Origin of the sequence: Escherichia coli DSM 30083 = JCM 1649 = ATCC 11775, from assembly GCF_003697165.2 — a bacterium.
Lineage (GTDB): Bacteria > Pseudomonadota > Gammaproteobacteria > Enterobacterales > Enterobacteriaceae > Escherichia > Escherichia coli.
The window spans coordinates 1,464,870-1,491,307 of record NZ_CP033092.2; the positions used below are offsets into that span (position 1 = coordinate 1,464,870).

24 protein-coding genes and 6 tRNA genes are annotated in these 26,438 nt (G+C 49.9%); 15 read left to right on the top strand and 15 right to left on the bottom strand.

The genetic code is table 11. The features are described from left to right. Positions 1-36 precede the first annotated feature (36 nt). The 4 genes from ptsI to cysZ all read right to left on the bottom strand — a co-directional run bounded on the left by ptsI (position 37) and on the right by cysZ (position 4,367). Positions 37-1,764, bottom strand: a complete 1,728-nt coding sequence (gene ptsI, locus EAS44_RS07995) for a phosphoenolpyruvate-protein phosphotransferase PtsI (RefSeq protein ID WP_000623142.1) — start codon at positions 1,762-1,764, stop codon at positions 37-39. Positions 1,765-1,808: 44 nt separating this feature from the next. Further along, positions 1,809-2,066: a phosphocarrier protein Hpr gene (ptsH, locus tag EAS44_RS08000; RefSeq protein WP_000487600.1), complete on the bottom strand. Its 258-nt coding sequence runs from the start codon at positions 2,064-2,066 to the stop codon at positions 1,809-1,811. Positions 2,067-2,449: 383 nt separating this feature from the next. Continuing rightward, the gene (gene cysK / locus EAS44_RS08005; RefSeq protein WP_000034402.1) at positions 2,450-3,421 is read right to left on the bottom strand and encodes a cysteine synthase A; all 972 of its coding nucleotides are present in this window, start codon (positions 3,419-3,421) and stop codon (positions 2,450-2,452) included. A 184-nt stretch (positions 3,422-3,605) separates the two neighbouring features. Then, positions 3,606-4,367 (bottom strand): sulfate transporter CysZ, encoded by a 762-nt coding sequence (cysZ, locus tag EAS44_RS08010; protein ID WP_000254839.1) that lies wholly within the window; start codon positions 4,365-4,367, stop codon positions 3,606-3,608. 229 nt (positions 4,368-4,596) lie between these two features. Here cysZ and zipA point away from each other — a divergent pair, with 229 nt between their 5' ends. The 3 genes from zipA (at position 4,597) to ypeB (ending at position 7,901) form a co-directional block, all read left to right on the top strand. Beyond that, on the top strand, positions 4,597-5,595 hold the full coding sequence (gene zipA / locus EAS44_RS08015; protein ID WP_001317975.1) for a cell division protein ZipA: 999 nt from the start codon (positions 4,597-4,599) through the stop codon (positions 5,593-5,595). Positions 5,596-5,665: 70 nt separating this feature from the next. After that, on the top strand, positions 5,666-7,681 hold the full coding sequence (gene ligA / locus EAS44_RS08020) for an NAD-dependent DNA ligase LigA (protein WP_000443708.1): 2,016 nt from the start codon (positions 5,666-5,668) through the stop codon (positions 7,679-7,681). A gap of 1 nt (position 7,682) precedes the next feature. Next, on the top strand, positions 7,683-7,901 hold the full coding sequence (gene ypeB / locus EAS44_RS08025; protein ID WP_000410201.1) for a DUF3820 family protein: 219 nt from the start codon (positions 7,683-7,685) through the stop codon (positions 7,899-7,901). Here ypeB and yfeH read toward each other — a convergent pair. Then, positions 7,898-8,896 (bottom strand): bile acid:sodium symporter family protein, encoded by a 999-nt coding sequence (yfeH, locus tag EAS44_RS08030; protein WP_000765604.1) that lies wholly within the window; start codon positions 8,894-8,896, stop codon positions 7,898-7,900. The two genes, ypeB and yfeH, sit on opposite strands and share 4 nt — an antisense overlap. Before the next feature lie 89 nt (positions 8,897-8,985). On the opposite strand from yfeH, the gene yfeR reads away from it, so the two are divergent. Further along, positions 8,986-9,912, top strand: a complete 927-nt coding sequence (gene yfeR, locus EAS44_RS08035; protein WP_001109781.1) for a LysR family transcriptional regulator — start codon at positions 8,986-8,988, stop codon at positions 9,910-9,912. Between the two features lie 38 nt (positions 9,913-9,950). Here yfeR and yfeN read toward each other — a convergent pair whose 3' ends face one another. Beyond that, positions 9,951-10,715, bottom strand: a complete 765-nt coding sequence (gene yfeN / locus EAS44_RS08040; protein ID WP_000716367.1) for an outer membrane protein OmpK — start codon at positions 10,713-10,715, stop codon at positions 9,951-9,953. A 248-nt stretch (positions 10,716-10,963) separates the two neighbouring features. Here yfeN and xapA point away from each other — a divergent pair, with 248 nt between their 5' ends. The 4 genes from xapA to xapR are packed head-to-tail and all read left to right on the top strand — an operon-like array spanning position 10,964 to position 14,250. Beyond that, entirely contained in the window at positions 10,964-11,797 is an 834-nt protein-coding gene (gene xapA / locus EAS44_RS08045; RefSeq protein WP_000283878.1) for a xanthosine phosphorylase, read from the top strand. A gap of 60 nt (positions 11,798-11,857) precedes the next feature. Beyond that, positions 11,858-13,114, top strand: a complete 1,257-nt coding sequence (gene xapB, locus EAS44_RS08050; RefSeq protein WP_000020388.1) for a xanthosine/proton symporter XapB — start codon at positions 11,858-11,860, stop codon at positions 13,112-13,114. Positions 13,115-13,166: 52 nt separating this feature from the next. Beyond that, positions 13,167-13,325, top strand: a complete 159-nt coding sequence (locus EAS44_RS08055) for a DUF1427 family protein (RefSeq protein WP_000651752.1) — start codon at positions 13,167-13,169, stop codon at positions 13,323-13,325. 40 nt (positions 13,326-13,365) lie between these two features. Continuing rightward, positions 13,366-14,250: a DNA-binding transcriptional regulator XapR gene (xapR, locus tag EAS44_RS08060; RefSeq protein ID WP_000442954.1), complete on the top strand. Its 885-nt coding sequence runs from the start codon at positions 13,366-13,368 to the stop codon at positions 14,248-14,250. 110 nt (positions 14,251-14,360) lie between these two features. Here the strand turns inward: xapR and EAS44_RS08065 are convergent. The 4 genes from EAS44_RS08065 to EAS44_RS08080 form a co-directional block, all read right to left on the bottom strand. Continuing rightward, positions 14,361-14,436: transfer RNA gene (locus EAS44_RS08065), tRNA-Lys, on the bottom strand. Between the two features lie 4 nt (positions 14,437-14,440). Continuing rightward, a tRNA-Val gene (locus EAS44_RS08070) sits at positions 14,441-14,516 on the bottom strand. Positions 14,517-14,562: 46 nt separating this feature from the next. Further along, a tRNA-Val gene (locus EAS44_RS08075) sits at positions 14,563-14,638 on the bottom strand. Between the two features lie 46 nt (positions 14,639-14,684). After that, positions 14,685-14,760 (bottom strand) — tRNA-Val (locus tag EAS44_RS08080). Between the two features lie 258 nt (positions 14,761-15,018). On the opposite strand from EAS44_RS08080, the gene gltX reads away from it, so the two are divergent. Then, complete coding sequence (gene gltX / locus EAS44_RS08085) at positions 15,019-16,434, top strand: glutamate--tRNA ligase (protein WP_000695661.1); 1,416 nt, start codon at positions 15,019-15,021, stop codon at positions 16,432-16,434. Positions 16,435-16,484: 50 nt separating this feature from the next. On the opposite strand, the gene yfeD is transcribed toward gltX, so the two are convergent. Together yfeD and yfeC are read right to left on the bottom strand one after the other, a co-directional pair. Further along, the gene (gene yfeD / locus EAS44_RS08090) at positions 16,485-16,877 is read right to left on the bottom strand and encodes a MerR family transcriptional regulator (RefSeq protein WP_000826499.1); all 393 of its coding nucleotides are present in this window, start codon (positions 16,875-16,877) and stop codon (positions 16,485-16,487) included. A 1-nt stretch (position 16,878) separates the two neighbouring features. Further along, the gene (gene yfeC / locus EAS44_RS08095) at positions 16,879-17,238 is read right to left on the bottom strand and encodes a YfeC-like transcriptional regulator (protein WP_000472021.1); all 360 of its coding nucleotides are present in this window, start codon (positions 17,236-17,238) and stop codon (positions 16,879-16,881) included. Between the two features lie 220 nt (positions 17,239-17,458). Here yfeC and EAS44_RS08100 point away from each other — a divergent pair. The 3 genes from EAS44_RS08100 to pdeA all read left to right on the top strand — a co-directional run bounded on the left by EAS44_RS08100 (position 17,459) and on the right by pdeA (position 20,045). Then, positions 17,459-17,534 (top strand) — tRNA-Ala (locus tag EAS44_RS08100). A 39-nt stretch (positions 17,535-17,573) separates the two neighbouring features. Continuing rightward, positions 17,574-17,649 (top strand) — tRNA-Ala (locus EAS44_RS08105). A 206-nt stretch (positions 17,650-17,855) separates the two neighbouring features. Next, positions 17,856-20,045 (top strand): sensor domain-containing phosphodiesterase, encoded by a 2,190-nt coding sequence (gene pdeA, locus EAS44_RS08110; RefSeq protein ID WP_001298577.1) that lies wholly within the window; start codon positions 17,856-17,858, stop codon positions 20,043-20,045. 49 nt (positions 20,046-20,094) lie between these two features. On the opposite strand, the gene nupC is transcribed toward pdeA, so the two are convergent. After that, the gene (nupC, locus tag EAS44_RS08115) at positions 20,095-21,297 is read right to left on the bottom strand and encodes a nucleoside permease NupC (protein WP_000376337.1); all 1,203 of its coding nucleotides are present in this window, start codon (positions 21,295-21,297) and stop codon (positions 20,095-20,097) included. 335 nt (positions 21,298-21,632) lie between these two features. On the opposite strand from nupC, the gene mntH reads away from it, so the two are divergent. Further along, complete coding sequence (gene mntH, locus EAS44_RS08120; protein WP_000186369.1) at positions 21,633-22,871, top strand: Nramp family divalent metal transporter; 1,239 nt, start codon at positions 21,633-21,635, stop codon at positions 22,869-22,871. A 140-nt stretch (positions 22,872-23,011) separates the two neighbouring features. Here mntH and ypeC read toward each other — a convergent pair whose 3' ends face one another. Continuing rightward, positions 23,012-23,338 carry a DUF2502 domain-containing protein YpeC gene (gene ypeC / locus EAS44_RS08125; RefSeq protein WP_000490081.1) on the bottom strand — a complete coding sequence of 109 codons (327 nt, stop codon included), beginning with the start codon at positions 23,336-23,338 and terminating at the stop codon, positions 23,012-23,014. 114 nt (positions 23,339-23,452) lie between these two features. Further along, positions 23,453-24,709, bottom strand: a complete 1,257-nt coding sequence (gene yfeO / locus EAS44_RS08130; protein ID WP_000903099.1) for an ion channel protein — start codon at positions 24,707-24,709, stop codon at positions 23,453-23,455. Positions 24,710-24,912: 203 nt separating this feature from the next. Here yfeO and glk point away from each other — a divergent pair, with 203 nt between their 5' ends. Further along, positions 24,913-25,878, top strand: coding sequence for a glucokinase (gene glk / locus EAS44_RS08135; RefSeq protein WP_000170355.1), 966 nt, complete (start codon positions 24,913-24,915; stop codon positions 25,876-25,878). Positions 25,879-26,096: 218 nt separating this feature from the next. Then, positions 26,097-26,423, top strand: a complete 327-nt coding sequence (gene fryB, locus EAS44_RS08140; RefSeq protein ID WP_000038456.1) for a PTS fructose transporter subunit IIB — start codon at positions 26,097-26,099, stop codon at positions 26,421-26,423. Positions 26,424-26,438 lie beyond the last annotated feature (15 nt).

A 26,438-nucleotide genomic window follows, 5' to 3' on the forward strand; every position in this document is an offset into this window, starting at 1 on the left:
TTCTCCTAAGCAGTAAATTGGGCCGCATCTCGTGGATTAGCAGATTGTTTTTTCTTCAATGAACTTGTTAACCAGCGTCATTAACTCGTCCGTTGTCGGTTGAGCAAGAGCCTGCTCTGCTAACACCTTCGCATCTTCGAAGTTCGTGTTACGGATAATCTTCTTAATGCGCGGGATAGAAATGGCGCTCATAGAGAATTCGTCCAGACCCATCCCCAGCAACAGAAGTGTAGCACGTTCATCGCCAGCAAGCTCACCACACATGCCAGTCCATTTGCCTTCAGCATGAGAAGCATCAATAACTTGCTTGATCAAGTTCAGCACGGACGGTGACATTGGCTGGTAAAGGTGTGAAATCATATCATTACCACGGTCAACTGCCAGAGTGTACTGCGTTAAATCATTGGTGCCGATACTAAAGAAATCAACTTCTTTGGCTAAATGACGTGCAATTGTTGCGGCAGCCGGTGTTTCCACCATTACGCCGATTTCAATTGACTCGTCAAACGCTTTACCTTCGTCGCGCAGTTCCTGTTTGTAGATTTCGATCTCTTTGCGCAGTGCACGCACTTCTTCAACAGAGATGATCATCGGGAACATGATGCGCAATTTACCGAAAGCAGAGGCACGCAGGATAGCGCGGAGCTGATCGCGCAGGATCTCTTTACGATCCATCGCGATACGGATAGCGCGCCAGCCGAGGAACGGGTTCTCTTCTTTCGGGAAGTTCATGTATGGCAGCTCTTTGTCGCCGCCGATGTCCATGGTACGAACGATAACCGCCTGAGAGCCACACGCTTCAGCCACTGCTTTGTAAGCAGCAAACTGTTCTTCTTCAGTGGGCAGCGTGTCGCGGTCCATGAACAGGAACTCAGTACGATACAGACCAACGCCTTCAGCGCCGTTACGCTCTGCACCTTCAACGTCACGAACCGTACCAATGTTAGCGCACACTTCTACCTGGTGACCGTCCAGCGTAATAGCTGGCAGATCTTTCAGTTTAGCAAGCTCTGCTTTTTCAGAAGCCACTTGCTCCTGAACAGCGCGCATTTTATCAATAACTTCGTTGGTTGGATTGACGTAAACCTGATTATTTACGGCATCCAGAATCAGATAGTCGTCATTTTTCACCTGAGAGGTGACGCTACCGGTACCCACGATAGCAGGCAGTTCCAGAGAACGCGCCATGATAGAGGTGTGGGAAGTACGGCCACCCGCGTCGGTGATGAAACCCAGCACCTTCTTCAGGTTCAGCTGTGCGGTTTCGGACGGCGTCAGGTCAGCGGCAACCAGAATGACTTCATCCTGAATGGCGCTCAGGTCGATAATCTTCAGGCCCAGGATGTTGCGCAGCAGGCGCTTACCGATATCACGTACGTCAGCCGCACGTTCTTTCAGGTATTCATCATCCAGCTCTTCCAGGGCAGAAGCCTGACCTTCGATAACTTCATGAGCAGCTGCGTCAGCTGTCATGTGCTTATCTTTAATCAGGGCTATGATTTCCTGCTCCAGCTCCTCATCTTCGAGCAGCATAATATGCCCTTCAAAGATGGCTTCTTTTTCTTCACCGAACGTTTCACCAGCTTTCGTTTTGATCGTTTCCAGCTGGGCTGATGCCTTGGCACGACCGCTCAGAAAACGTTCAACTTCCTGATCAACCTGGTCGGCAGAAATTTTTTTCCGGTCAATGACAATTTCGTCTTCTTTCAGAAGCAGAGCTTTACCGAAAGCGATACCCGGGGATGCTAAAATGCCTGAAATCATAACCCTACCTTACTTGTGACTGATTTTTAAAAGAACCCGGGAAATTACTCGAGTTCCGCCATCAGTTTAACCAGATGTTCAACCGCTTTCTGCTCGTCTTCGCCTTCTGCGGAGATAGTCACAACGGTACCTTGAGTCAGGCCCAGAGTCTGCAGTTTAAACAGGCTTTTCGCGCTGGCGCTTTTGCCGTTGGAAGTCACAGTAATTTCAGAAGTGAAGCCCTTAGCTTCTTTTACAAACTGGGCAGCAGGGCGGGTGTGCAGACCGTTCGGAGCGGTAATGGTAACTTCTTGCTGGAACATTGTATTTCCCCAACTTATAGGTTTAGTGTTGTGGAACTAAAGTCTAGCCTGGCGGTTCGACTTTAGCCTGTATTGTTAGCGCCAGTTTTTAACAGACGCGACGCACGAAGAGCGTAATACAGTCCATTGCTGGCGGGTGTTGACCGCTGACGTTTCGTACGTCATTAAACATTATGCCGCTAAAGGAAGAATTGAACCAAATCATAAAATCGATTCAGCTTTGGCTTTTCCTGTAACGATTAATTTCGCGCATCAAAATAATTAGTCTGGTTAAATACCAGTTCCGACAGGCTGAATCAATGCCAGGAGGGGCGAAAGTTTGAAGCAGGCCACAAAAAAGCACCTAAAAAGGTGCTTTTTTACGCATTTTTTACAAGCTGGCATTACTGTTGCAGTTCTTTCTCAGTGAAAAGATCGGCAAACAATGCAGTGCTTAAATAACGCTCACCCGATGACGGCAGAATAACCACAATATTCTTATTGGTAAAGCTTTCATCTTCTTGTAGTTTCAACGCCGCAGCAACAGCTGCTCCAGAAGAGATACCAGCAAGAATGCCTTCTTCTTCCATCAGACGACGTGCGGTAGAAATGGCTTCTTCATTGGTGATGCCAATGACTTTGTCGACCAGCTTGAGATCAAGGTTAGCCGGGATAAAACCAGCGCCAATACCCTGAATTTTATGCGGACCAGGTTTAATCTCTTCACCTGCCAGCGCCTGGGCGATAACTGGAGAATCGGTTGGCTCAACGGCGACAGAGATAAGATCGGTCTTGCCTTTGGTGCCTTTAATGTAGCGGCTGACGCCAGTCAGCGTACCGCCAGTCCCAACGCCAGCAATAAATACATCAACCTGACCGTCGGTATCTTCCCAGATCTCCGGACCGGTGGTTTTTTCATGAATTTCAGGGTTTGCCGGATTGCTGAATTGTTGCAGCAGCAGGTATTTCTCTGGATTGCTGGCGACAATTTCTTCTGCTTTTTGGATTGCACCTTTCATGCCTTTAGCACCTTCGGTCAGCACCAGGTTTGCACCTAACGCTTTCAGCAGTTTGCGGCGTTCAATACTCATGGTTTCTGGCATGGTCAGGGTAAGTTTGTAACCGCGAGCGGCAGCTACATAGGCCAGTGCAATCCCGGTATTACCGCTGGTTGGTTCAACCAGTTCAACGCCTGGTTTCAGCACGCCGCGCTTTTCGGCATCCCAAATCATGTTGGCACCGATACGGCACTTAACGCTGAAGCTGGGGTTACGAGATTCCACCTTCGCCAGAATGCGTCCGTTACCGATGCGATTCAGGCGAACCAGCGGCGTGTGACCGATAGTCAGCGAGTTATCTTCAAAAATCTTACTCATGGCCTGTCCTTAACTGTATGAAATTGGGATACAACAGGTAGCATACCCGCTCAGAGAATATGCGGAAGTAAGGATTTAGCATATCTATATGCAGAAGGGAAATAATGACATGCAAGATGGAATAAGGGGCGGCATAAGCCACCCCTGTTTCACACAAACGGTTTACAAAATAACCGGTAGATTGTTACCGCCACATGGCGTGTTTATCGCGATAGCAATCGACCCACATCGCCGTCGCGCCACAAACGGCAACGGGCATAATGAACAGATTAAGCAGCGGGATCATCGTAAACAGGCTGGTTAAAGCACCAAACTGCATATTGGTGATTTTGCGTGTGCGCAGGGCGGTGCGCATCTCTTTAAACGGCACTTTGTGGTTATCGAAGGGGTAATCACAATACTGGATGGCTAACATCCAGGCGCTAAACAGGAACCACAGTACCGGCGCGACGGTTTGCCCAATGCCAGGGATGAAGTAAAGAATTAGCAATACAATTGCGCGCGGCAGATACCAGGCAAATTTTTGCCATTCGCGTTTCATGATTCGCGGCACATCTTTCATGATACCGAAAATTCCGGTATCTGGCGGTGTAGCGCCAGTCAGTCTTGCTTCCAGTTGTTCAGCCAATAAACCGTTGAACGGAGCAGCAATCCAGTTAGCAATCGTTGAGAAGAAATAGCCAAACACTAACAGCACAGAGATGACAGCCAGGGGCCACAACAGATAGCTCAGCCATTGTAACCAGTCCGGAACATAACTCATGAGCGTCGGGATCCAGACATCGAGTTGCGTAAAGAGCCACCAGAATGCGCCCCCCATCAACAAAATATTGACCAGCAGCGGTAAAATAACGAAACGCCGAATCCCAGGTTGCGAGACGAGCTTCCAGCCTTGCGCAAAATAGTAAAAACCGCTGCGTGGGGCAGATGTGAATGATGAAACCATAATCAGGATGAGCTCCTTTTGACCAATCCCAGGAAAATTCTGCGTATTTTACCGGGTAATTGCGCAATGGACAGTTAGGATATGTTCGAAAAAACAGCAAAAAGCACGATTTCATCTATCTTTGTGCTGTGAAAGTTAATAGTGCACTTGCACTTGAGGTAATCGGCAAATACTCTTAGTGAGTAAATGTTTGCCGTGGTGGCAAGGTGTTAGAACAACAGAGAATATAATGATGCAGGATTTGCGTCTGATATTAATCATTGTTGGCGCGATCGCCATAATCGCTTTACTGGTACATGGTTTCTGGACCAGCCGTAAAGAACGATCTTCTATGTTCCGCGATCGGCCATTAAAACGAATGAAGTCAAAACGTGACGACGATTCTTATGACGAGGATGTCGAAGATGATGAGGGCGTTGGTGAGGTTCGAGTTCACCGCGTGAATCATGCCCCGGCTAACGCCCAGGAGCATGAGGCTGCTCGTCCGTCGCCGCAACACCAGTACCAACCGCCTTATGCGTCTGCGCAGCCGCGTCAACCGGTCCAGCAGCCGCCTGAAGCTCAGGTACCGCCGCAACATGCTCCGCGTCCAGCGCAGCCGGTGCAGCAACCCGTGCAGCAGCCTGCCTATCAGCCGCAGCCTGAACAGCCGTTGCAGCAGCCAGTTTCGCCACAGGTCGCATCAGCGCCGCAGCCAGTGCATTCAGCACCGCAACCGGCACAACAGGCTTTCCAGCCTGCAGAGCCTGTAGCGGCACCACAGCCTGAGCCTGTAGCGGAACCGGCTCCAGTTATGGATAAACCGAAGCGCAAAGAAGCGGTGATTATCATGAACGTCGCGGCGCATCACGGTAGCGAGCTAAACGGTGAACTGCTTCTTAACAGCATTCAACAAGCGGGCTTCATTTTTGGCGATATGAATATTTACCATCGTCATCTTAGCCCGGATGGCAGCGGCCCGGCGTTATTTAGCCTGGCGAATATGGTGAAACCGGGAACCTTTGATCCTGAAATGAAGGATTTCACTACTCCGGGTGTCACTATCTTTATGCAGGTACCGTCTTACGGTGACGAGCTGCAGAACTTCAAGCTGATGCTGCAATCTGCGCAGCATATTGCCGATGAAGTGGGCGGTGTAGTGCTTGACGATCAGCGCCGTATGATGACTCCGCAGAAATTGCGCGAGTACCAGGACATCATCCGCGAAGTCAAAGACGCCAACGCCTGATACACTTAAGGCAAATTAACTCCTCTTCGAACCCCCGCTTGTCGGGGGTTTTTAGCATTGATGGTGCGATATGGAATCAATCGAACAACAACTGACAGAACTGCGAACGACGCTTCGCCATCATGAATATCTTTATCATGTGATGGATGCGCCGGAAATTCCCGACGCTGAATACGACAGGCTGATGCGCGAACTGCGCGAGCTGGAAACCAAACATCCAGAACTGATTACGCCTGATTCGCCTACCCAACGTGTAGGTGCTGCGCCGCTGGCGGCTTTCAGCCAGATCCGCCATGAAGTGCCAATGCTGTCGCTGGATAACGTTTTTGATGAAGAAAGCTTTCTTGCCTTCAACAAACGAGTGCAGGACCGTCTGAAAAGCAACGAGAAAGTCACCTGGTGCTGTGAGCTGAAGCTGGATGGTCTTGCCGTCAGTATTCTGTATGAAAATGGCGTTTTAGTCAGTGCCGCAACTCGTGGCGATGGCACCACCGGGGAAGATATCACGTCTAATGTGCGTACTATTCGCGCCATTCCGCTGAAGCTACACGGTGAGAATATCCCGGCGCGTCTGGAAGTGCGTGGTGAAGTGTTCCTGCCGCAGGCGGGGTTCGAAAAGATTAACGAAGATGCGCGACGCACGGGCGGGAAAGTGTTTGCTAACCCACGTAATGCGGCAGCTGGTTCACTGCGTCAGCTTGATCCGCGTATTACAGCGAAGCGACCGCTCACTTTCTTCTGCTACGGCGTTGGTGTTCTGGAAGGCGGTGAATTGCCGGATACCCATTTGGGACGCTTAATGCAATTTAAAGCGTGGGGATTACCTGTCAGCGATCGGGTAACGCTTTGTGAATCGGCGGAAGAAGTGCTGGCGTTCTACCACAAAGTAGAAGAAGACCGTCCGACGCTGGGCTTTGATATCGACGGCGTGGTGATTAAGGTCAACTCACTGGCACAGCAGGAGCAGCTTGGCTTTGTCGCGCGTGCCCCGCGCTGGGCGGTAGCGTTTAAATTCCCGGCGCAGGAACAGATGACCTTTGTGCGTGACGTCGAGTTTCAGGTTGGGCGTACTGGCGCGATTACGCCTGTTGCGCGTCTGGAACCTGTCCATGTTGCTGGCGTGTTGGTGAGTAACGCTACACTGCATAATGCTGACGAAATCGAACGTCTTGGTTTACGCATTGGCGATAAAGTGGTGATTCGCCGCGCTGGCGACGTGATCCCGCAGGTGGTTAACGTCGTGCTTTCTGAACGCCCGGAAGATACCCGTGAGGTTGTATTCCCGACGCATTGTCCGGTATGTGGTTCTGACGTCGAGCGTGTGGAAGGTGAAGCGGTTGCCCGCTGTACCGGTGGCCTGATTTGCGGTGCGCAGCGTAAAGAGTCTCTGAAACACTTTGTTTCCCGCCGTGCGATGGATGTTGACGGAATGGGCGACAAAATCATCGATCAACTGGTTGAAAAAGAATATGTCCACACTCCGGCGGATCTGTTCAAACTCACCGCAGGCAAACTGACCGGACTGGAGCGTATGGGGCCGAAATCGGCACAAAACGTGGTTAACGCGCTGGAAAAAGCGAAAGAAACCACCTTTGCCCGCTTCCTCTATGCACTTGGCGTCCGTGAAGTCGGCGAGGCTACCGCAGCAGGTCTGGCGGCATATTTCGGCACGCTGGAAGCGCTGGAAGCCGCGTCGATTGAAGAGCTGCAAAAGGTGCCTGATGTTGGAATTGTCGTTGCCTCCCACGTTCACAACTTCTTTGCCGAAGAAAGCAACCGCAATGTCATCAGCGAGCTGTTGGCGGAAGGTGTTCACTGGCCTGAGCCGATCGTTATCAATGCGGAAGAGATTGACAGTCCGTTTGCTGGTAAAACCGTGGTGCTTACGGGCAGCTTAAGCCAGATGTCGCGTGATGACGCTAAAGCTCGACTGGTCGAACTGGGGGCGAAAGTCGCGGGCAGCGTGTCGAAGAAAACCGATCTGGTGATAGCGGGTGAAGCTGCAGGATCTAAACTGGCGAAGGCGCAGGAACTGGGCATTGAAGTCATCGACGAAACGGAAATGCTGCGTTTGCTGGGTAGCTGAGATGGAAAAAGAGCAGCTGATTGAAATAGCCAATACGATAATGCCGTTTGGCAAGTACAAAGGGCGTCGCTTAATCGACCTGCCGGAGGAGTATCTGCTGTGGTTTGCCCGCAAAGATGAGTTCCCGGCAGGGAAGCTCGGTGAGCTAATGCAAATCACGCTGCTGATTAAAACCGAGGGGCTGACGCAACTGGTCCAGCCCCTGAAGCGTCCGCTTTAAGCTTTATCGGCGCTGCTTTCCTGCTGCGCCTGTAACTGTTCGGTCTGGCGTTTGTATCGACGCGCCAGCACCGCACAGACCATCAATTGGATCTGATGGAAAATCATCAGGGGCAGCACCATCATACCGATCACCGATGTGGGGAACAGAATGTTTGCCATCGGGATGCCATTTGCCAGACTCTTTTTCGAACCACAAAAGACGATAGTAATTTCATCTGCCTTATTGAAGCCCAGTCGGCGTGCCATAAAGACGTTAACTACAATCACGATAGCCAGAAGAACGCAACTGACCACCACGATAAACAGCAATGATCCCCAGCCAACTTTGTGCCAGATACCGTTAACGACGGCTTCGCTGAATGCCGTATAAACCACCAACAGAATGGACGTCTGGTCAGTTTTCGCAATCCATTTTTTATTACGCGACACCCAGTCACCAATCCAAGGCCGGGAAAGATGCCCCAACACAAATGGCAGCAACAGTTGCAGCATAATTTTACCGACCTGCTCAAGGCTGCCCCCTGCACCGTGAACATTCATCACCAGACCAACCAGCAATGGTGAAAGGAAAATCCCCAGCAGGCTGGATGCTGACGCAGAACAAACCGCCGCCGCGACGTTACCGCCCGCCATTGACGTGAAGGCGATTGCAGACTGCACGGTCGCGGGGAGAATGCACAAGTAGAGAAAACCGGAGTAGAGCATCGGGTCGACATTTACCGGTTTCCACCAGGCAAACAGCACGCCCAGAATCGGAAACAGCACGAAGGTGCTGCACATTACCCACAAATGCAGTCGCCAGTGACCACCGCCAGCAATAATCGCCTCACGCGACAACTTCGCGCCGTGCATAAAGAACAGCAGAGCAATCGCTGCAGTGGTCAGATTTTCAAAGAAGGGGACGAAATCGCCTCTGGCCGGAAAGAAAGAGGCCAGCAACACCACCGTGATCAGGGTTAAGGTGAAAGGATCGAGGATACGAAAAAGTTTCATAAAGACTCCAGATGATCGATGGTTCTATTGTGCTTCTTCCAGTTTGAGAAATAAAATTGATTTATTGCATCCATTCATGAAAAAAACAGATGAATTATTCTTTAAAGCAATTAAAGGTTTTCGTCACAGTAGCGCAGGAGAAAAGTTTTAGTCGTGCAGGAGAGCGTATCGGCCTGAGCCAGTCGGCAGTGAGTCACAGTGTGAAGGAGCTGGAAAATCATACTGGTGTTCGCCTGCTGGACAGAACCACGCGTGAAGTGGTGCTTACAGATGCAGGGCAGCAGTTGGCTTTGCGTCTTGAGCGACTGCTGGATGAACTTAACAGCACGTTGCGCGATACCGGGCGTATGGGGCAACAACTGAGCGGAAAAGTTCGGGTCGCTGCCAGCCAGACCATTTCCGCGCATCTTATTCCGCAATGCATTGCTGAAAGCCATCGCTGCTATCCAGATATTCAGTTTGTCCTGCACGATCGTCCGCAGCAGTGGGTGATGGAAAGTATTCGCCAGGGAGATGTCGATTTTGGCATCGTCATCGATCCAGGCCCAGTGGGCGATCTGCAATGTGAAGCGATTCTTTCCGAGCCTTTCTTTCTGCTTTGCCATCGCGATAGCGCTTTGGCCGTGGAAGATTATGTACCCTGGCAGGCATTACAGGGAGCGAAATTGGTGTTGCAGGATTACGCGTCAGGCAGCCGACCGCTGATTGACGCAGCGCTGGCGCGCAACGGTATTCAGGCGAATATTGTGCAGGAGATTGGTCATCCGGCGACGCTGTTCCCGATGGTAGCCGCAGGCATCGGCATCAGTATTCTTCCCGCACTGGCGCTACCATTGCCTGAAGGTAGCCCACTGGTGGTAAAGCGCATTACGCCAGTGGTTGAACGCCAGTTGATGCTGGTGCGCAGGAAGAACCGTTCACTTTCCACCGCCGCTGAAGCGTTATGGGACGTGGTACGAGACCAGGGCAATGCGCTAATGGCTGGGCGGGAAGGGGATCCGTTGTATCAGATATAAAGTGAATTCATACTGCCGGGAGCTCCGGCAGTAATCAATCAGAAATTAAATTTGATGGAGTAGATTATCGCATCCTGGTAAAAATCTTCGCCCAGTTTGTCATCCGCATAACGATACTGAATCCCTGTGGTGATGTGTGAAGTTGCATTCCACCAAAGTGCGACGGCACCGTTCAGACCTTCTTTGCCGCCATTACCTGCCGCGTAGGTGGCATCACGATCAAACTCGTACTCGTTCCAGTTGGTGAGGGTGAATTTCTCACTGCCCAGCATAAAGCTGTAACCTGCAACCCAACCGGCGACATAACCGTTATCGCCGGTATAATAGGTTTGGTCTGTATAGCGTTTTGCAAAGAACGGTTTGAACCACCAACCGCTGCCGGTGAAATTGTAGCCGATCCCGTAAAGGAACATATCGTCATGGAAATTCACACGATTCGCAGAACCGTAGGTGCCATACGCATGCAAGTAGAGATTAAATCCGGTGTCACCCAGGTAAATACGGTTGGTATTTTTAAATGTATAACGCTGCTCGCTACCCGGTTTATCATGACGATCATTATAAAAGTTTTCCCAGTCGAAGAACCCGTACATTTCTCCCCAACTAAAGTTAGCGCCGCCTTCCAGTTCCAGATATCCAAAATCATCTTTGTGTGATTTGGTCGACGATTTCTCAGTGGTTCTGCTAGTCCAGTCAAGATAATGAATACCTATATCAGCAAAACCGCCTTTAAATTCTGCATGGGATACTGCTGGTATCGCCAATACAGAAGAGAGTGTCAGAGTAAAAAGATGTTTTTTCATAGCATAATTCCCTATGCCGATCGTTATTAGTTGATTGCTTAATAAAAAGGTTGATTAAAAGCGGCATATTGTTAATGCAAGGGAAAGAAGAGTACCAATACAGTTTTTTCAGCCTATTAATAGTGAAAAAATATAAATATATCGATATCGAATAACTATCGGATACATGAAAAAAGTGTATTGGTATGAGGTAGGGCAATCTCGTTATAAAAAGGCGTTAGATTCCACCCTACAAAAAAAGGATATATATGTATCAGGCTCAGTTTTCTCATAACCCACTGTATTGCGTAGATATTATCAAGACTTATAAACCTGATTTCACGCCACGAGTGGCCTTTATTTTAGGTTCCGGGCTGGGCGCGCTAGCCGATCAGATTGAGAACGCGGTCGCAATTTCCTACGAAAAGCTGCCTGGGTTCCCGGTAAGTACCGTACACGGTCATGCGGGTGAGCTGGTGCTGGGGTATCTCCAGGGGGTGCCAGTGGCGTGCATGAAAGGTCGTGGACATTTCTACGAAGGTCGTGGGATGACCATCATGACGGATGCAATCCGTACCTTTAAGTTGCTGGGCTGCGAGTTGCTGTTCTGCACCAATGCGGCTGGCTCACTGCGTCCTGAAGTGGGGGCCGGCAGTCTGGTCGCATTGAAAGATCACATCAACACCATGCCGGGAACGCCGATGGTGGGTCTTAATGATGAACGTTTTGGTGAGCGCTTCTTCTCGCTGGCGAATGCCTACGATGCGGAATACCGCGCACTGTTACAAAAAGTGGCGAAAGAAGAGGGGTTCCCTCTGACGGAGGGCGTGTTCGTCTCGTATCCGGGGCCGAATTTCGAGACTGCGGCGGAAATTCGCATGATGCAAATTATTGGTGGGGATGTTGTTGGTATGTCTGTGGTGCCTGAGGTTATTTCAGCTCGCCATTGCGAACTTAAAGTCGTTGCGGTCTCTGCGATTACCAACATGGCGGAAGGTCTGAGTGACGTGAAGCTTTCTCATGCCCAAACGCTGGCAGCAGCGGAACTCTCAAAGCAAAACTTTATTAATCTTATTTGCGGCTTTCTGCGCAAAATTGCCTGAGTAAAACAACAATAAACGGCCTCACTGAGTGAGGCCATATGATGCGACAAGGAAACGATTATGAGCATCGCTTTGCGCTTAAAGGTAATGTCCTTTTTGCAATATTTTATCTGGGGGAGCTGGCTGGTTACCCTCGGTTCTTACATGATTAATACCCTTCATTTCACCGGCGCTAATGTTGGCATGGTTTACAGTTCCAAAGGGATCGCCGCGATTATTATGCCGGGTATAATGGGGATCATCGCAGACAAATGGCTGCGTGCGGAACGTGCATACATGCTGTGTCACCTGGTGTGTGCGGGCGTACTTTTTTATGCGGCATCCGTAACTGATCCGGATATGATGTTTTGGGTGATGTTAGTCAATGCGATGGCGTTTATGCCGACTATTGCGTTATCGAACAGCGTCTCTTATTCCTGTCTTGCCCAGGCAGGGCTTGACCCGGTGACCGCTTTCCCGCCCATTCGCGTTTTTGGTACGGTGGGGTTCATTGTCGCCATGTGGGCAGTAAGCCTGCTGCATCTGGAATTGAGTAGTCTGCAACTGTATATCGCGTCCGGTGCGTCATTGCTGCTGTCGGCTTATGCGTTGACTTTGCCGAAGATTCCGGTTGCGGAGAAAAAAGCGACTACATCGCTTGCCAGCAAGCTGGGTCTGGATGCCTTCGTGCTGTTTAAAAATCCACGCATGGCTATCTTTTTCCTCTTCGCCATGATGCTGGGCGCGGTGCTGCAAATTACCAACGTTTTTGGCAACCCATTCCTGCATGATTTCGCCCGTAATCCTGAGTTTGCTGATAGCTTCGTGGTGAAATACCCGTCCATTTTACTGTCAGTTTCACAGATGGCTGAAGTCGGTTTCATTCTGACGATACCGTTCTTTTTGAAGCGTTTCGGTATTAAAACCGTCATGCTGATGAGTATGGTGGCGTGGACGCTGCGCTTTGGCTTCTTTGCCTATGGCGATCCATCACCAACCGAGTTTATTTTGCTGTTGCTGTCGATGATTGTTTACGGTTGTGCATTCGATTTCTTCAATATTTCTGGTTCGGTCTTTGTCGAACAGGAAGTTGATTCCAGCATTCGTGCCAGCGCCCAGGGCCTTTTTATGACGATGGTAAATGGCGTCGGCGCATGGGTTGGCTCGATTCTGAGCGGTATGGCAGTGGATTACTTCTCGGTGGATGGCGTAAAAGATTGGCATACCATTTGGCTGATGTTTGCAGGGTATGCTCTTTTCCTCGCAGTGATATTTTTCTTTGGGTTTAAATATAACCATGACCCTGAAAAGATAACGCATCGTTCAGTTACACATTAAAAGGATTCGCAGCTCTGTTCCTTGGGGCTGCTTTTATGATAAAGGTTAATTAGTGAAAGATATTTTATTTTCTTCTGGCGTTGGTTTTGGCATTGGTGCTTTGTTTACAATCGTGCGATTACCTATTCCTGTTCCAAATGTATTGCCGGGTATATTATCCATCGTGTTTATGTATGTCGGATATCTGGTGGTGAAATACTTTATGCCATGATAATTTAATACGATATATTTTTTATATGGAGCACTTAATTATGGAACGCGTATATAGAACAGATCTTAAGTTGCTCCGTTATTTTCTTGCCGTAGCGGAAGAGTTGCATTTTGGTCGCGCAGCAGCGCGTTTAAATATGTCTCAGCCTCCGCTCAGTATTCATATTAAAGAGCTGGAAAATCAACTCGGCACGCAGCTTTTTATTCGCCATTCGCGCAGCGTCGTACTGACACACGCGGGCAAAATCTTGATGGAAGAATCGCGTCGATTGCTGGTGAATGCAAATAATGTATTGGCTCGGGTTGAACAAATAGGTCGGGGAGAAGCAGGGCGGATTGAACTCGGGGTTGTGGGAACGGCAATGTGGGGACGGATGCGCCCGGTTATGCGGCGATTCCTTAGAGAAAATCCTAACGTTGAAGTTCTGTTTCGCGAAAAGATGCCTGCGATGCAAATGGCCTTGCTGGAACGCCGCGAACTTGATGCCGGGATCTGGCGAATGGCGACAGAACCACCGACTGGTTTTACCAGCTTACGGTTGCATGAATCGGCGTTTCTGGTGGCGATGCCTGAAGAGCATCATCTCTCATCATTTTCCACCGTCCCGCTGGAAGCGCTACGTGACGAGTATTTCGTTACAATGCCGCCCGTGTACACTGACTGGGATTTTTTGCAGCGAGTTTGCCAGCAGGTGGGATTTTCACCGGTTGTTATTCGCGAAGTTAATGAACCGCAAACGGTACTCGCCATGGTCAGTATGGGTATTGGTATCACATTGATAGCGGACAGCTACGCGCAGATGAACTGGCCCGGTGTCATATTCCGTCCGCTCAAAGAACGCATCCCGGCAGACTTATATATTGTTTATGAAACGCAGCAGGTGACGCCCGCGCTGGTTAAACTGCTGGCGGCGTTGGCGCAGTAGATGAGAGGCACGGGAACTGCCGGACATAGTTGGTCTGATAAGCGAAGCGCATCAGGCAATTTCGCAAATTGCAGATAGCAAAAAAGCGCCTTTAGGGCGCTTTTTTACATTGGTGGGTCGTGCAGGATTCGAACCTGCGACCAATTGATTAAAAGTCAACTGCTCTACCAACTGAGCTAACGACCCGAAGTGGTGGGTGATGACGGGATCGAACCGCCGACCCCCTCCTTGTAAGGGAGGTGCTCTCCCAGCTGAGCTAATCACCCACTTCGGTACTTCACATTGTTACAAGAAATCTAGCTGGCGAGAAAGTGGTGGGTGATGACGGGATCGAACCGCCGACCCCCTCCTTGTAAGGGAGGTGCTCTCCCAGCTGAGCTAATCACCCACTTCGGTACTTCACATTGTTACAAGAAATCTAGCTGGCGAGAAAGTGGTGGGTGATGACGGGATCGAACCGCCGACCCCCTCCTTGTAAGGGAGGTGCTCTCCCAGCTGAGCTAATCACCCCCGCTGTGTGGAGTCGCATTATAGGGAGAGTTCAAAATGAGTCAACGCATTTTCTAAAGAAATTGTTCGTTCGTCGTAAATTTAAGCAAGATGATCGCAAAACAGACCGTGTTGCGCAATTTGTCAACGAAAACAATAATGCGTAAGGTTGCAACCCGAACTACATTGAGGAATCAGACGGGAGTGATAGAATATCGCCCACTCAATTTTTCCAGGATTTGCCGGTTGTCGGCATCTTTCTAAACGTAAGGCCATTTCATGAAAATCAAAACTCGCTTCGCGCCAAGCCCAACAGGCTATCTGCACGTTGGCGGCGCGCGTACTGCTCTTTACTCCTGGCTTTTTGCACGTAACCACGGCGGTGAGTTTGTGCTGCGTATTGAAGACACCGATCTTGAGCGTTCCACGCCGGAAGCTATCGAAGCCATTATGGATGGCATGAACTGGCTGAGCCTGGAGTGGGATGAAGGTCCGTACTACCAGACCAAACGTTTTGATCGCTACAACGCGGTGATCGATCAGATGCTGGAAGAGGGCACAGCTTATAAATGCTATTGCTCTAAAGAGCGCCTGGAAGCGCTGCGCGAAGAGCAAATGGCGAAAGGTGAGAAGCCGCGTTATGACGGTCGCTGCCGCCACAGTCATGAGCATCACGCTGATGATGAGCCGTGTGTCGTACGTTTTGCTAACCCGCAGGAAGGTTCTGTTGTTTTTGACGATCAGATCCGTGGTCCGATCGAGTTCAGCAACCAGGAGCTGGATGATCTGATTATCCGCCGTACCGATGGTTCCCCAACCTATAACTTCTGTGTGGTTGTCGATGACTGGGATATGGAAATCACCCACGTTATCCGTGGCGAAGACCATATCAACAACACACCGCGCCAGATTAACATTCTTAAGGCTCTGAAAGCGCCGGTACCGGTTTACGCGCACGTTTCTATGATCAACGGCGATGACGGTAAAAAACTGTCCAAACGTCACGGGGCGGTCAGCGTAATGCAGTATCGTGATGATGGTTATCTGCCAGAAGCACTGCTGAACTATCTGGTGCGTCTGGGCTGGTCCCACGGCGATCAGGAAATCTTCACTCGTGAAGAGATGATTAAATACTTCACTCTGAATGCCGTCAGCAAATCTGCCAGTGCGTTCAACACCGACAAGCTGCTGTGGCTGAACCATCACTACATTAACGCGTTGCCGCCGGAGTATGTTGCTACTCACTTACAGTGGCACATTGAGCAGGAAAATATCGATACCCGTAACGGCCCGCAGCTGGCTGATCTGGTGAAACTGCTGGGCGAACGCTGCAAGACGCTGAAAGAGATGGCACAGAGCTGCCGTTATTTCTACGAAGATTTTGCTGAGTTCGATGCCGACGCCGCGAAAAAACATCTGCGTCCGGTAGCGCGTCAGCCGCTGGAAGTAGTTCGTGACAAACTGACTGCGATTACTGACTGGACCGCTGAAAACGTTCATCACGCTATTCAGGCGACGGCGGATGAGCTGGAAGTGGGTATGGGTAAAGTTGGTATGCCGCTGCGTGTCGCCGTAACCGGTGCGGGGCAGTCTCCGGCGCTGGATGTTACCGTTCACGCAATCGGTAAGACCCGCAGTATCGAGCGTATCAACAAAGCGCTGGCTTTTATTGCTGAACGCGAAAATCAGCACTAATTAGCGCATAAAAGATAAACGGCAGGAGAGATACCCCTGCCGTTTTTTATTTATGCTGATTCATCTATGTCGAGACGAGCAAGAAAATTACGAATTCCTTCGCGTGACAAAAATTGCGCAACTTTTTCTTGCTCACTGTGAGTCATGTTGTCTATTGCGCTGATGATTTGCCGATAAGCAGGAGTGCGAATACCCGGTGCGTATTCGGCAAGGGGTTCTTCGGCTTCCAGAAGCATCGGTGTGTTATGGAAGGCTGGCGTGTTCTGAATAAACTCGCAAACTTGCGTATCGACCAGAATAAGTCTGGCACGACCGCCTTTCACGCCGGGAAATTTTTCCGTTTTCCAGCCTTTTTCTCTGATCCAACGGTTAACAGTTTGTTTAGCCACGCCGAGGCATTCAGCCAGTTCTTCGGTGGTCATTTTATTGCGTAATCTTTTCATATTATTTGCTATCGCGAATCCCTAAGCGTTGTAACAATCCGATAATCCCTTCCCGCAGAAGCAAGGATGTAAACTGTTTTTGTTCAACTGGCGTCATCTCTTTCGCCAGTGTCACCAGCAACACTTCAAGCGGCGCATCACCAGAAAGGGCTGGCGCTTCTCCCTGACCTTCTGGACGTTCAGCATTGCGAATATATTCACGAACCTGTTCATTGACGTGAACCAGTCGAGCTTTGCCACCCTGGACGCCTGGTTTTGGTGACGTTGTCCAGCCTTCCTTGCGTACCCATTTATTAATGGTCTGGCGGCTATAGCCGGTCAGTCTGGCAAGTTCATCTGGCGTCATCCTCTCCTTGAACATAACAATTCCCTGAATGTATGTGGGTCTATTAGTAGTTCATTTTATAACACCACTTTACAGGAAACCGTGACATGAATAACTACTGAATGCGAGCGGTTTTCCAAAATTGTTCATTTGCCTGATTTTTCAGCGATTGAAACTACACGTGGCAATTTGCCGTTGACACATTCGGGCGGAATTCATATGATGCCGCCCGTCAACTCGACAAGCTTTACGTGATGGGGCTATAGCTCAGCTGGGAGAGCGCTTGCATGGCATGCAAGAGGTCAGCGGTTCGATCCCGCTTAGCTCCACCAAATTTTGCACCCAGCAAATTTGGTACGTAAACGACTCGTGGGGCTATAGCTCAGCTGGGAGAGCGCTTGCATGGCATGCAAGAGGTCAGCGGTTCGATCCCGCTTAGCTCCACCAAATTTCAAACCCTCGCTGCAAAGCGGGGGTTTTTTGTCTCTGCCTTTTGCCGCTTTTGTAATACAGTCTATATCCTGGCAGTGCCGTGTGGTGAATGCATCACTGACTGAAAAAACAGCAACAGGCTGGCCCCTGTTTGCTTCGCGATGCGAATAAACTTATTATTTGTGTGCCTGAAAACCCCGATCAGTGAGAGTAGTGTACTCATGTTTGTGGAGCATAACCTGATAAAAAATATCAAGATATTCACACTAGCGTTTACGCTCACCGTGGTACTTATTCAGCTATCCCGTTTAATTTCGCCACTTGCTGTTATCCATTCCAATTATATCTTTCTGGCGTGGATGCCACTGTGCGTAATGCTGTCAATCTTGTTTATCTTTGGCTGGCGTGGTGTCGTTCCCATTTTATGCGGGATGTTTTGCACCAATCTGTGGAACCTGCATCTCTCTTTTTTACAGACCGCCGTCATGATCGGCAGCCAGGCGTTTGCAGTCCTGTGTGCCTGTGCAATATTACGCTGGCAATTGGGGACGCGTTGGCGTTATGGATTGACCAGCCGATACGTCTGGCAACGTCTGTTCTGGCTTGGTTTGGTGGCGCCGATTGGCATCAAATGCAGCATGTATCTTGTGGGAAATTTCTTTGATTTTCCGCTAAAGATATCTACCTTTTTCGGCGATGCGGATGCCATTTTCACGGTCGTTGATTTGCTAAGCCTTTTCACCGCAGTGCTGATTTACAACATGCTTTTTTACTATCTCACCCGCATGATTGTAAGTCCCCACTTTGCACAGATATTGTGGCGTAGGGATATCGCTCCGTCGTTGAGCAAAGAGAAACGCGCATTTACCTTAAGCTGGCTGGCAGCTCTTAGCGTGCTGCTACTTCTGATGTGCACACCGTATGAAAATGACTTTATTGCCGGTTACCTGGTACCTGTTTTCTTTATCATCTTTACCCTCGGTGTCGGTAAGATTCGCTATCCGTTTTTAAATCTCACCTGGGCTGTTTCAACGCTTTGCCTTCTGAATTACAACCAGAACTTTTTGCAAGGGGTACTAACCGAATATTCGCTGGCATTTATTCTCGCAGTACTGATTTCCTTTAGTGTTTGCCTGCTCTATATGGTGCGTATTTATCATCGTAGTGAATGGCTTAACCGCCGCTGGCATTTGCAGGCGCTGACCGATCCGTTAACGCTTCTACCCAACTTTCGTGCGTTGGAGCAAGCGCCGGAGCAAGAGGCGGGCAAGAGTTTTTGCTGCCTGCGCATTGATAATCTTGAGTTTATGAGTCGTCATTACGGCTTAATAATGCGCGTTCACTGTATCCGCTCAATTTACCGTACGCTGCTGCCGTTGATGCAGGAAAACGAAAAGTTGTATCAATTGCCGGGTAGTGAACTGCTGTTAGTGCTGAGCGGGCCGGAAACGGAAGGGCGACTCCAGCATATGGTTAACATCCTGAATAGTCGGCAAATTCACTGGAACAATACCGGGCTGGATATGGGCTATGGTGCTGCCTGGGGGCGTTTTGATGGAAATCAGGAAACCCTGCAACCCTTGTTGGGGCAGTTAAGCTGGCTGGCGGAGCAATCCTGCGCACATCATCATGTGCTGGCGCTGGATAGCAGAGAGGAGATGGTTTCCGGGCAAACCACTAAACAGGTGCTATTGCTGAATACCATTCGCACGGCGTTAGATCAGGGTGATTTGCTGCTCTACGCCCAGCCAATTCGCAACAAAGAGGGTGAAGGTTATGATGAGATCCTCGCGCGACTGAAGTATGACGGCGGCATTATGACCCCGGATAAGTTTCTGCCCCTTATTGCTCAGTTTAACCTTAGCGCGCGTTTTGATTTGCAAGTGCTGGAATCCTTGTTGAAGTGGCTGGCAACACACCCTTGCGACAAAAAAGGTCCACGCTTTTCAGTCAATTTAATGCCGCTCACGCTGCTGCAAAAGAATATTGCCGGGCGGATTATTCGTCTGTTTAAGCGTTATTACATCTCCCCGCAGGCGGTCATTCTTGAGATCACCGAGGAGCAGGCGTTTTCTAACGCAGAAAGCAGCATGTACAACATCGAGCAGCTGCATAAGTTTGGTTTCCGGATTGCGATTGATGACTTTGGCACCGGATATGCCAACTACGAACGGTTAAAGCGTTTGCAGGCTGATATCATCAAAATTGATGGCGTCTTTGTGAAAGATATCGTCACGAACACGCTGGATGCGATGATTGTGAGATCAATTACCGATCTGGCGAAAGCGAAGTCATTGAGTGTGGTCGCGGAGTTTGTCGAGACGCCACAGCAGCAGGCGCTATTGCATAAACTTGGGGTGCAATATCTGCAAGGATATTTAATTGGTCGTCCGCAGCCATTAGCTGATTAACAGGCGTAAAAAAGCCGGGGAATTATCCCCGGCTTTTTTATGTATGGTCTTACAGCACCAGTGCTGCGATTGACGCAGACAGCACACTCACCAGGGTAGAGCCGTAAACCAGTTTCAGACCGAAGCGAGAAACCACGTTACCTTGCTCTTCATTCAGGCCTTTAACCGCACCCGCGATAATCCCGATTGAAGAGAAGTTAGCGAAGGAAACCAGGAACACAGAGATGATGCCTTCCGCACGCGGAGAGAGCGTGGAAGCAATTTTCTGCAGATCCATCATCGCAACGAACTCGTTGGAAACCAGTTTGGTCGCCATGATACTGCCCACTTGCAGTGCTTCACTGGAAGGAACACCCATCACCCATGCAATCGGATAGAAGATGTAGCCCAGGATGCCCTGGAAGGAGATGCTGTAGCCAAACCAGCCAGTCACGGTGGCAAACAGTGCGTTCAGCGCGGCGATCAGGGCGATAAAGCCGATCAGCATCGCGGCAACGATAATGGCAACCTTGAAACCTGCCAGAATGTATTCACCCAGCATTTCGAAGAAGCTCTGACCTTCGTGCAGGTTGGACATCTGAATATTTTCTTCACTGGCATCAACACGGTAAGGGTTGATCAGCGACAGCACGATAAAGGTGCTGAACATGTTCAGTACCAGCGCCGCAACGACGTATTTCGGCTCCAGCATGGTCATGTATGCACCAACGATGGACATCGACACGGTGGACATCGCCGTTGCTGCCATGGTGTACATACGATTGCGGGAGATTTTGCCGAGGATATCTTTATAGGCAATAAAGTTTTCAGACTGACCCAGAATCAGGGAGCTGACGGCGTTAAAGGATTCCAGTTTGCCCATGCCGTTGACTTTGGAGAGCAGGAAACCAATTGCGCGGATAATCACCGGCAATACGCGAATATGCTGGAGAATACCGATCAGCGCAGAGATAAAGACGATTGGGCACAGCACTTTCAGGAAGAAGAATGCCAGGCCTTGATCATTCATGCTACCAAAGACGAAGTTAGTCCCTTCGTTGGCAAATCCGAGCAGTTTTTCGAACATTTCGGAGAAGCCTTTCACGAAGCCCAGACCAACGTCGGAGTTCAGGAAGAACCACGCCAGTAACACTTCGATAACAAGCAGTTGAATAACATAACGGATACGAATTTTTTTGCGGTCGCTGCTTACCAGCAGTGCGAGAATCGCAACAACGGCAAGTGCCAGTACAAAATGAAGGACGCGGTCCATATTTGCTCCAAATATGAGGCAGGTTAAATTTCCGTGCACATTCTATGTAACATGGTTAAGGAAAACGAGATCTGACACACAATATAATGACGTCCTGTGACAAGCTTCAAAAATAGTGATCTGTCATACATTTCTGCTATGTTGTGTATGGAAGCGGAAGGTTATGTAAATGTGCTAATATTAAACATAACCATAACATTCGAGTCATCTATCTTTTCGTAGTCATAATCCTGGTCTATCAGAGAAATCATCACAACCCATTTAAATGAGTTTGATAATCATTCTCATTTAACGTAGCATGAAACATAGCAAAGGCTATGTTTTAGAGGCACAAGATGACGAACTATCGCGTTGAGAGTAGCAGCGGACGGGCGGCGCGCAAGATGAGGCTCGCATTAATGGGACCTGCGTTCATTGCGGCGATTGGTTATATCGATCCCGGTAACTTTGCGACCAATATTCAGGCGGGTGCCAGCTTCGGCTATCAGTTATTGTGGGTTGTCGTTTGGGCTAACCTGATGGCGATGCTGATTCAAATCCTCTCGGCCAAACTGGGGATTGCCACCGGTAAAAATCTGGCGGAGCAGATTCGCGATCACTACCCGCGTCCCGTCGTGTGGTTCTATTGGGTTCAGGCAGAAATTATTGCGATGGCAACCGACCTGGCGGAATTTATTGGTGCGGCGATCGGTTTTAAACTCATTCTTGGTGTTTCGTTGTTGCAGGGCGCGGTGCTGACGGGGATCGCGACTTTCCTTATTTTAATGCTGCAACGTCGCGGGCAAAAACCGCTGGAGAAAGTGATTGGCGGGTTACTGTTGTTTGTTGCCGCGGCTTACATTGTCGAGTTGATTTTCTCCCAGCCTAACCTGGCGCAGCTGGGTAAAGGAATGGTGATCCCGAGTTTACCTACTTCGGAGGCGGTCTTCCTGGCAGCGGGCGTGTTAGGGGCGACGATTATGCCGCATGTGATTTATTTGCACTCTTCGCTCACTCAGCATTTACATGGCGGTTCGCGTCAACAACGTTATTCCGCCACCAAATGGGATGTGGCTATCGCCATGACGATTGCCGGTTTTGTCAATCTGGCGATGATGGCTACAGCTGCGGCGGCGTTCCACTTTTCTGGTCATACTGGTGTTGCCGATCTTGATGAGGCTTATCTGACGCTGCAACCGCTGTTAAGCCATGCTGCGGCAACGGTCTTTGGATTAAGCCTGGTTGCTGCCGGACTGTCTTCAACGGTGGTGGGGACGCTGGCGGGGCAGGTAGTGATGCAGGGCTTCATTCGCTTTCATATCCCGCTGTGGGTGCGTCGTACAGTCACCATGCTGCCGTCATTTATCGTCATTCTGATGGGATTAGATCCGACACGGATTCTGGTTATGAGTCAGGTGCTGTTAAGTTTTGGTATCGCCCTGGCGCTGGTTCCACTGTTGATTTTCACCAGTGACAGCAAGTTGATGGGCGATCTGGTGAACAGTAAACGCGTAAAACAGACAGGCTGGGTGATTGTGGTGCTGGTAGTGGCGCTGAATATCTGGTTACTGGTAGGAACGGCACTGGGATTGTAGTTGAATGAGCGTCGCATTTGGCACCATTGGCGGATGCGGCGTAAATGCTTTATCCGCCCTACGCGTTAAAGAGCTGGTTTGTAGGCCTGATAAGACGCGCTAGCGTCGCATCAGGCATTGTGCTCCATTGACGGATGCGTTTAATGGCGGTGTCCATGTCCGCGGCCTTTTCCACGATGATCGTCACGATCGCGCCAGCCTTCACGATAGCCACGCTCATACGCTTTACGCTTATCCCAGCCACGATGGTAGCCATTATCATGACGCCACCAGCGGTTTTTACGCCATTCATAATTGCGGTGCCAGTAGTCACGGTCGCGCCAGTGACCACCGTCCCAGTAATTACCGTAATGATCGCGATCGCCAATTTGTAATTTGATTGATGGCAGTAGGGTGATTTCACTTGCGTTTGCCGCAAGCGGGGTAAATGCCATCAGGGCGGCCGCCAGAAACAGTGACCTGAACATTGTTATTCTCCTTCACGATCGAAGCCGTCAGCGGCCTGTTAACGCAATATTACGGGGAGGTAAAGCGCCGTATCATCGCCATAACTCTTAAATCATAAAGGAGAGCATTTTTTGCTAAACGTTATCGTGGGGTGGCTGTTGCTTCTGACGATTGACCATCATCATCGGCTTACCTGCTAATAACAGCCATGCCGGGAGCATGACGATACAGAGCAGCGGTAGCAATGTGGTATTGGGTACAACGACTGCCGCCATAAAAAGACTTAACCAGCCATCGCGTGTTACCACCAGCACGATGCCGAGTATAGCGCAGGAAACGGTTATTGCCGCTGGAACGGCGGGAACGTGCTCATGAAGCATCAACCCTAATGCCACGCCGACAAACACTGCCGGGAAGATTCGCCCACCGCGAAAGCCACTGGCGGCAGCAACGACCAGGGCGGCAAGTTTTATCACCGCCAGCAAAAAGTAATCGCTGGTGCTGAAAGCCTGATTTGCCACCATCTGCTGCATCTCATCCAGCCCTTTAAACAGCGAAACCGGTCCACCAATAACCCCCAGAATACCGAGAATAAGTCCGCCAATACCCAGCACGAACACCGGATTTTTCATTTGATGCATCATCGCGTGCAACCGTGGTAAGCACCATACGGCGACCATCCCTGCTGCGATGGCAATCGCCGCGACAATTGCACCGCTGAGAATATCGGTCATTTCCATCTGTCCGTAATGCGCAATGGGCAGTGAAAAATGAGGATGGAAAAATAATCCGGTAGTAAGTGCACCAGCTGCTGCCGCCATTAACGGCGCAAAGAGACGATCCCATAGCGGAACTTCATTACTGCCATTTAAGGTTTGCGAAAATATCAATGCCGCCGCAACAGGTGTGCCAAACAGCGCGCCGATAGTTCCGGCAGAGGCTAAAATAGTCCACTCCATTCGGTTGACGCGCGGTAACAGACGAGCGCCAATGGCGACGGCAAGGGCGATATTGACGGTCATGATCGGATGTTCCGGCCCCAGGCTGACGCCGCCAGCAAGACCGAGAATTAATGCTACGATAAGTCCTGGTAGCGCAGAGGGCGGAACCGGTGCGCCGATAAGCGGTTCACAGGCGGGGTCTGGTCCGGCATGACCCTGGCTGAAACGGATAACCAACCCCACCGCAATACCCGTTAGCGTTAATACACCGATGATCCAGAGAGGTGAATCCTGGGCTATCCCCAGAGTTCCCGGCAGTCGTTGCCAGAGCAAATTCTGTAATACCGAGGCGATTTTCATCACCATAATCAGAATAAGACTGGACGCAATCCCAATTGCCACGGCGGGGAGCGATAATAACAACATGGTTCTGGCTCGCGGATGGAGCATGTTCTATTCCTTATGCGGGGTCAGATACTTAGTTTGCCCAGCTTGCAAAAAGGCATCGCTGCAATTGGTGCTGAAACGATAAAGTAATTGTGTGACCCAGATCGATATTTACAGGGAGCCTGCCTTTCCGGCGTTGTTGTTATGCCCCCAGGTATTTACAGTGTGAGAAAGAATTATTTTGACTTTAGCGGAGCAGTTGAAGAATGACAAAGTATGCATTAGTCGGTGATGTGGGCGGCACCAACGCACGTCTTGCTCTGTGTGATATTGCCAGTGGTGAAATCTCGCAGGCTAAGACCTATTCAGGGCTTGATTACCCCAGCCTCGAAGCGGTCATTCGCGTTTATCTTGAAGAACATAAGGTCGAGGTGAAAGACGGCTGTATTGCCATCGCTTGCCCAATTACCGGTGACTGGGTGGCAATGACCAACCATACCTGGGCGTTCTCAATTGCCGAAATGAAAAAGAATCTCGGTTTTAGCCATCTGGAAATTATTAACGATTTTACTGCTGTATCGATGGCGATCCCGATGCTGAAAAAAGAGCATCTGATTCAGTTTGGTGGCGCAGAACCGGTAGAAGGTAAGCCTATTGCGGTTTACGGTGCCGGAACAGGGCTTGGGGTTGCGCATCTGGTCCATGTCGATAAGCGTTGGGTAAGCTTGCCAGGAGAAGGCGGTCACGTTGATTTTGCGCCGAATAGTGAAGAAGAGGGCATTATCCTCGAAATATTGCGTGCGGAAATTGGTCATGTTTCGGCGGAACGCGTGCTTTCTGGCCCTGGACTGGTGAATTTGTATCGCGCAATTGTTAAAGCCGACAACCGCCTGCCAGAAAATCTCAAGCCAAAAGATATTACCGAACGCGCGCTGGCTGACAGCTGCACCGATTGCCGCCGCGCGTTGTCGCTGTTTTGCGTCATTATGGGCCGTTTTGGCGGCAATCTGGCGCTCAATCTCGGGACATTTGGCGGCGTGTTTATTGCGGGTGGTATCGTGCCGCGCTTCCTTGAGTTCTTCAAAGCCTCTGGTTTCCGCGCCGCATTTGAAGATAAAGGGCGCTTTAAAGAATATGTCCATGATATTCCGGTGTATCTCATCGTCCATGACAATCCGGGCCTTCTCGGTTCCGGTGCACATTTACGCCAGACCTTAGGTCACATTCTCTAAATCCTTCCTGTTATATCGGGAGGTAACTCTCCCGATAATCTTTTAAATCATACAGTTAATTAAATTTTCTTTGTGTCCCCCTCACAAGGCCGACCTGCGTCACACTTCCGTACAGCGGGATTAATTCTCCAGTAAATGCATTATTTGTCTGGTAACGGCGATTTGTTTTGCACGTTCATAATTCCACTCGTCAACTATCACTGAACGAGGAATTAACGATGAGTAAGAAACTGATTGCCTTATGTGCCTGCCCAATGGGCCTGGCTCACACTTTTATGGCCGCTCAGGCGCTGGAAGAAGCGGCGGTAGAAGCCGGTTATGAAGTGAAAATTGAAACCCAGGGCGCGGACGGTATCCAGAATCGCCTGACGGCGCAGGATATCGCCGAAGCGACCATCATCATCCACTCCGTGGCAGTTACCCCGGAAGATAACGAACGTTTCGAATCACGCGACGTTTATGAAATCACTTTGCAGGACGCAATTAAAAACGCTGCGGGAATCATCAAAGAAATCGAAGAGATGATTGCCTCTGAACAACAGTAATATTCGACAGGGATA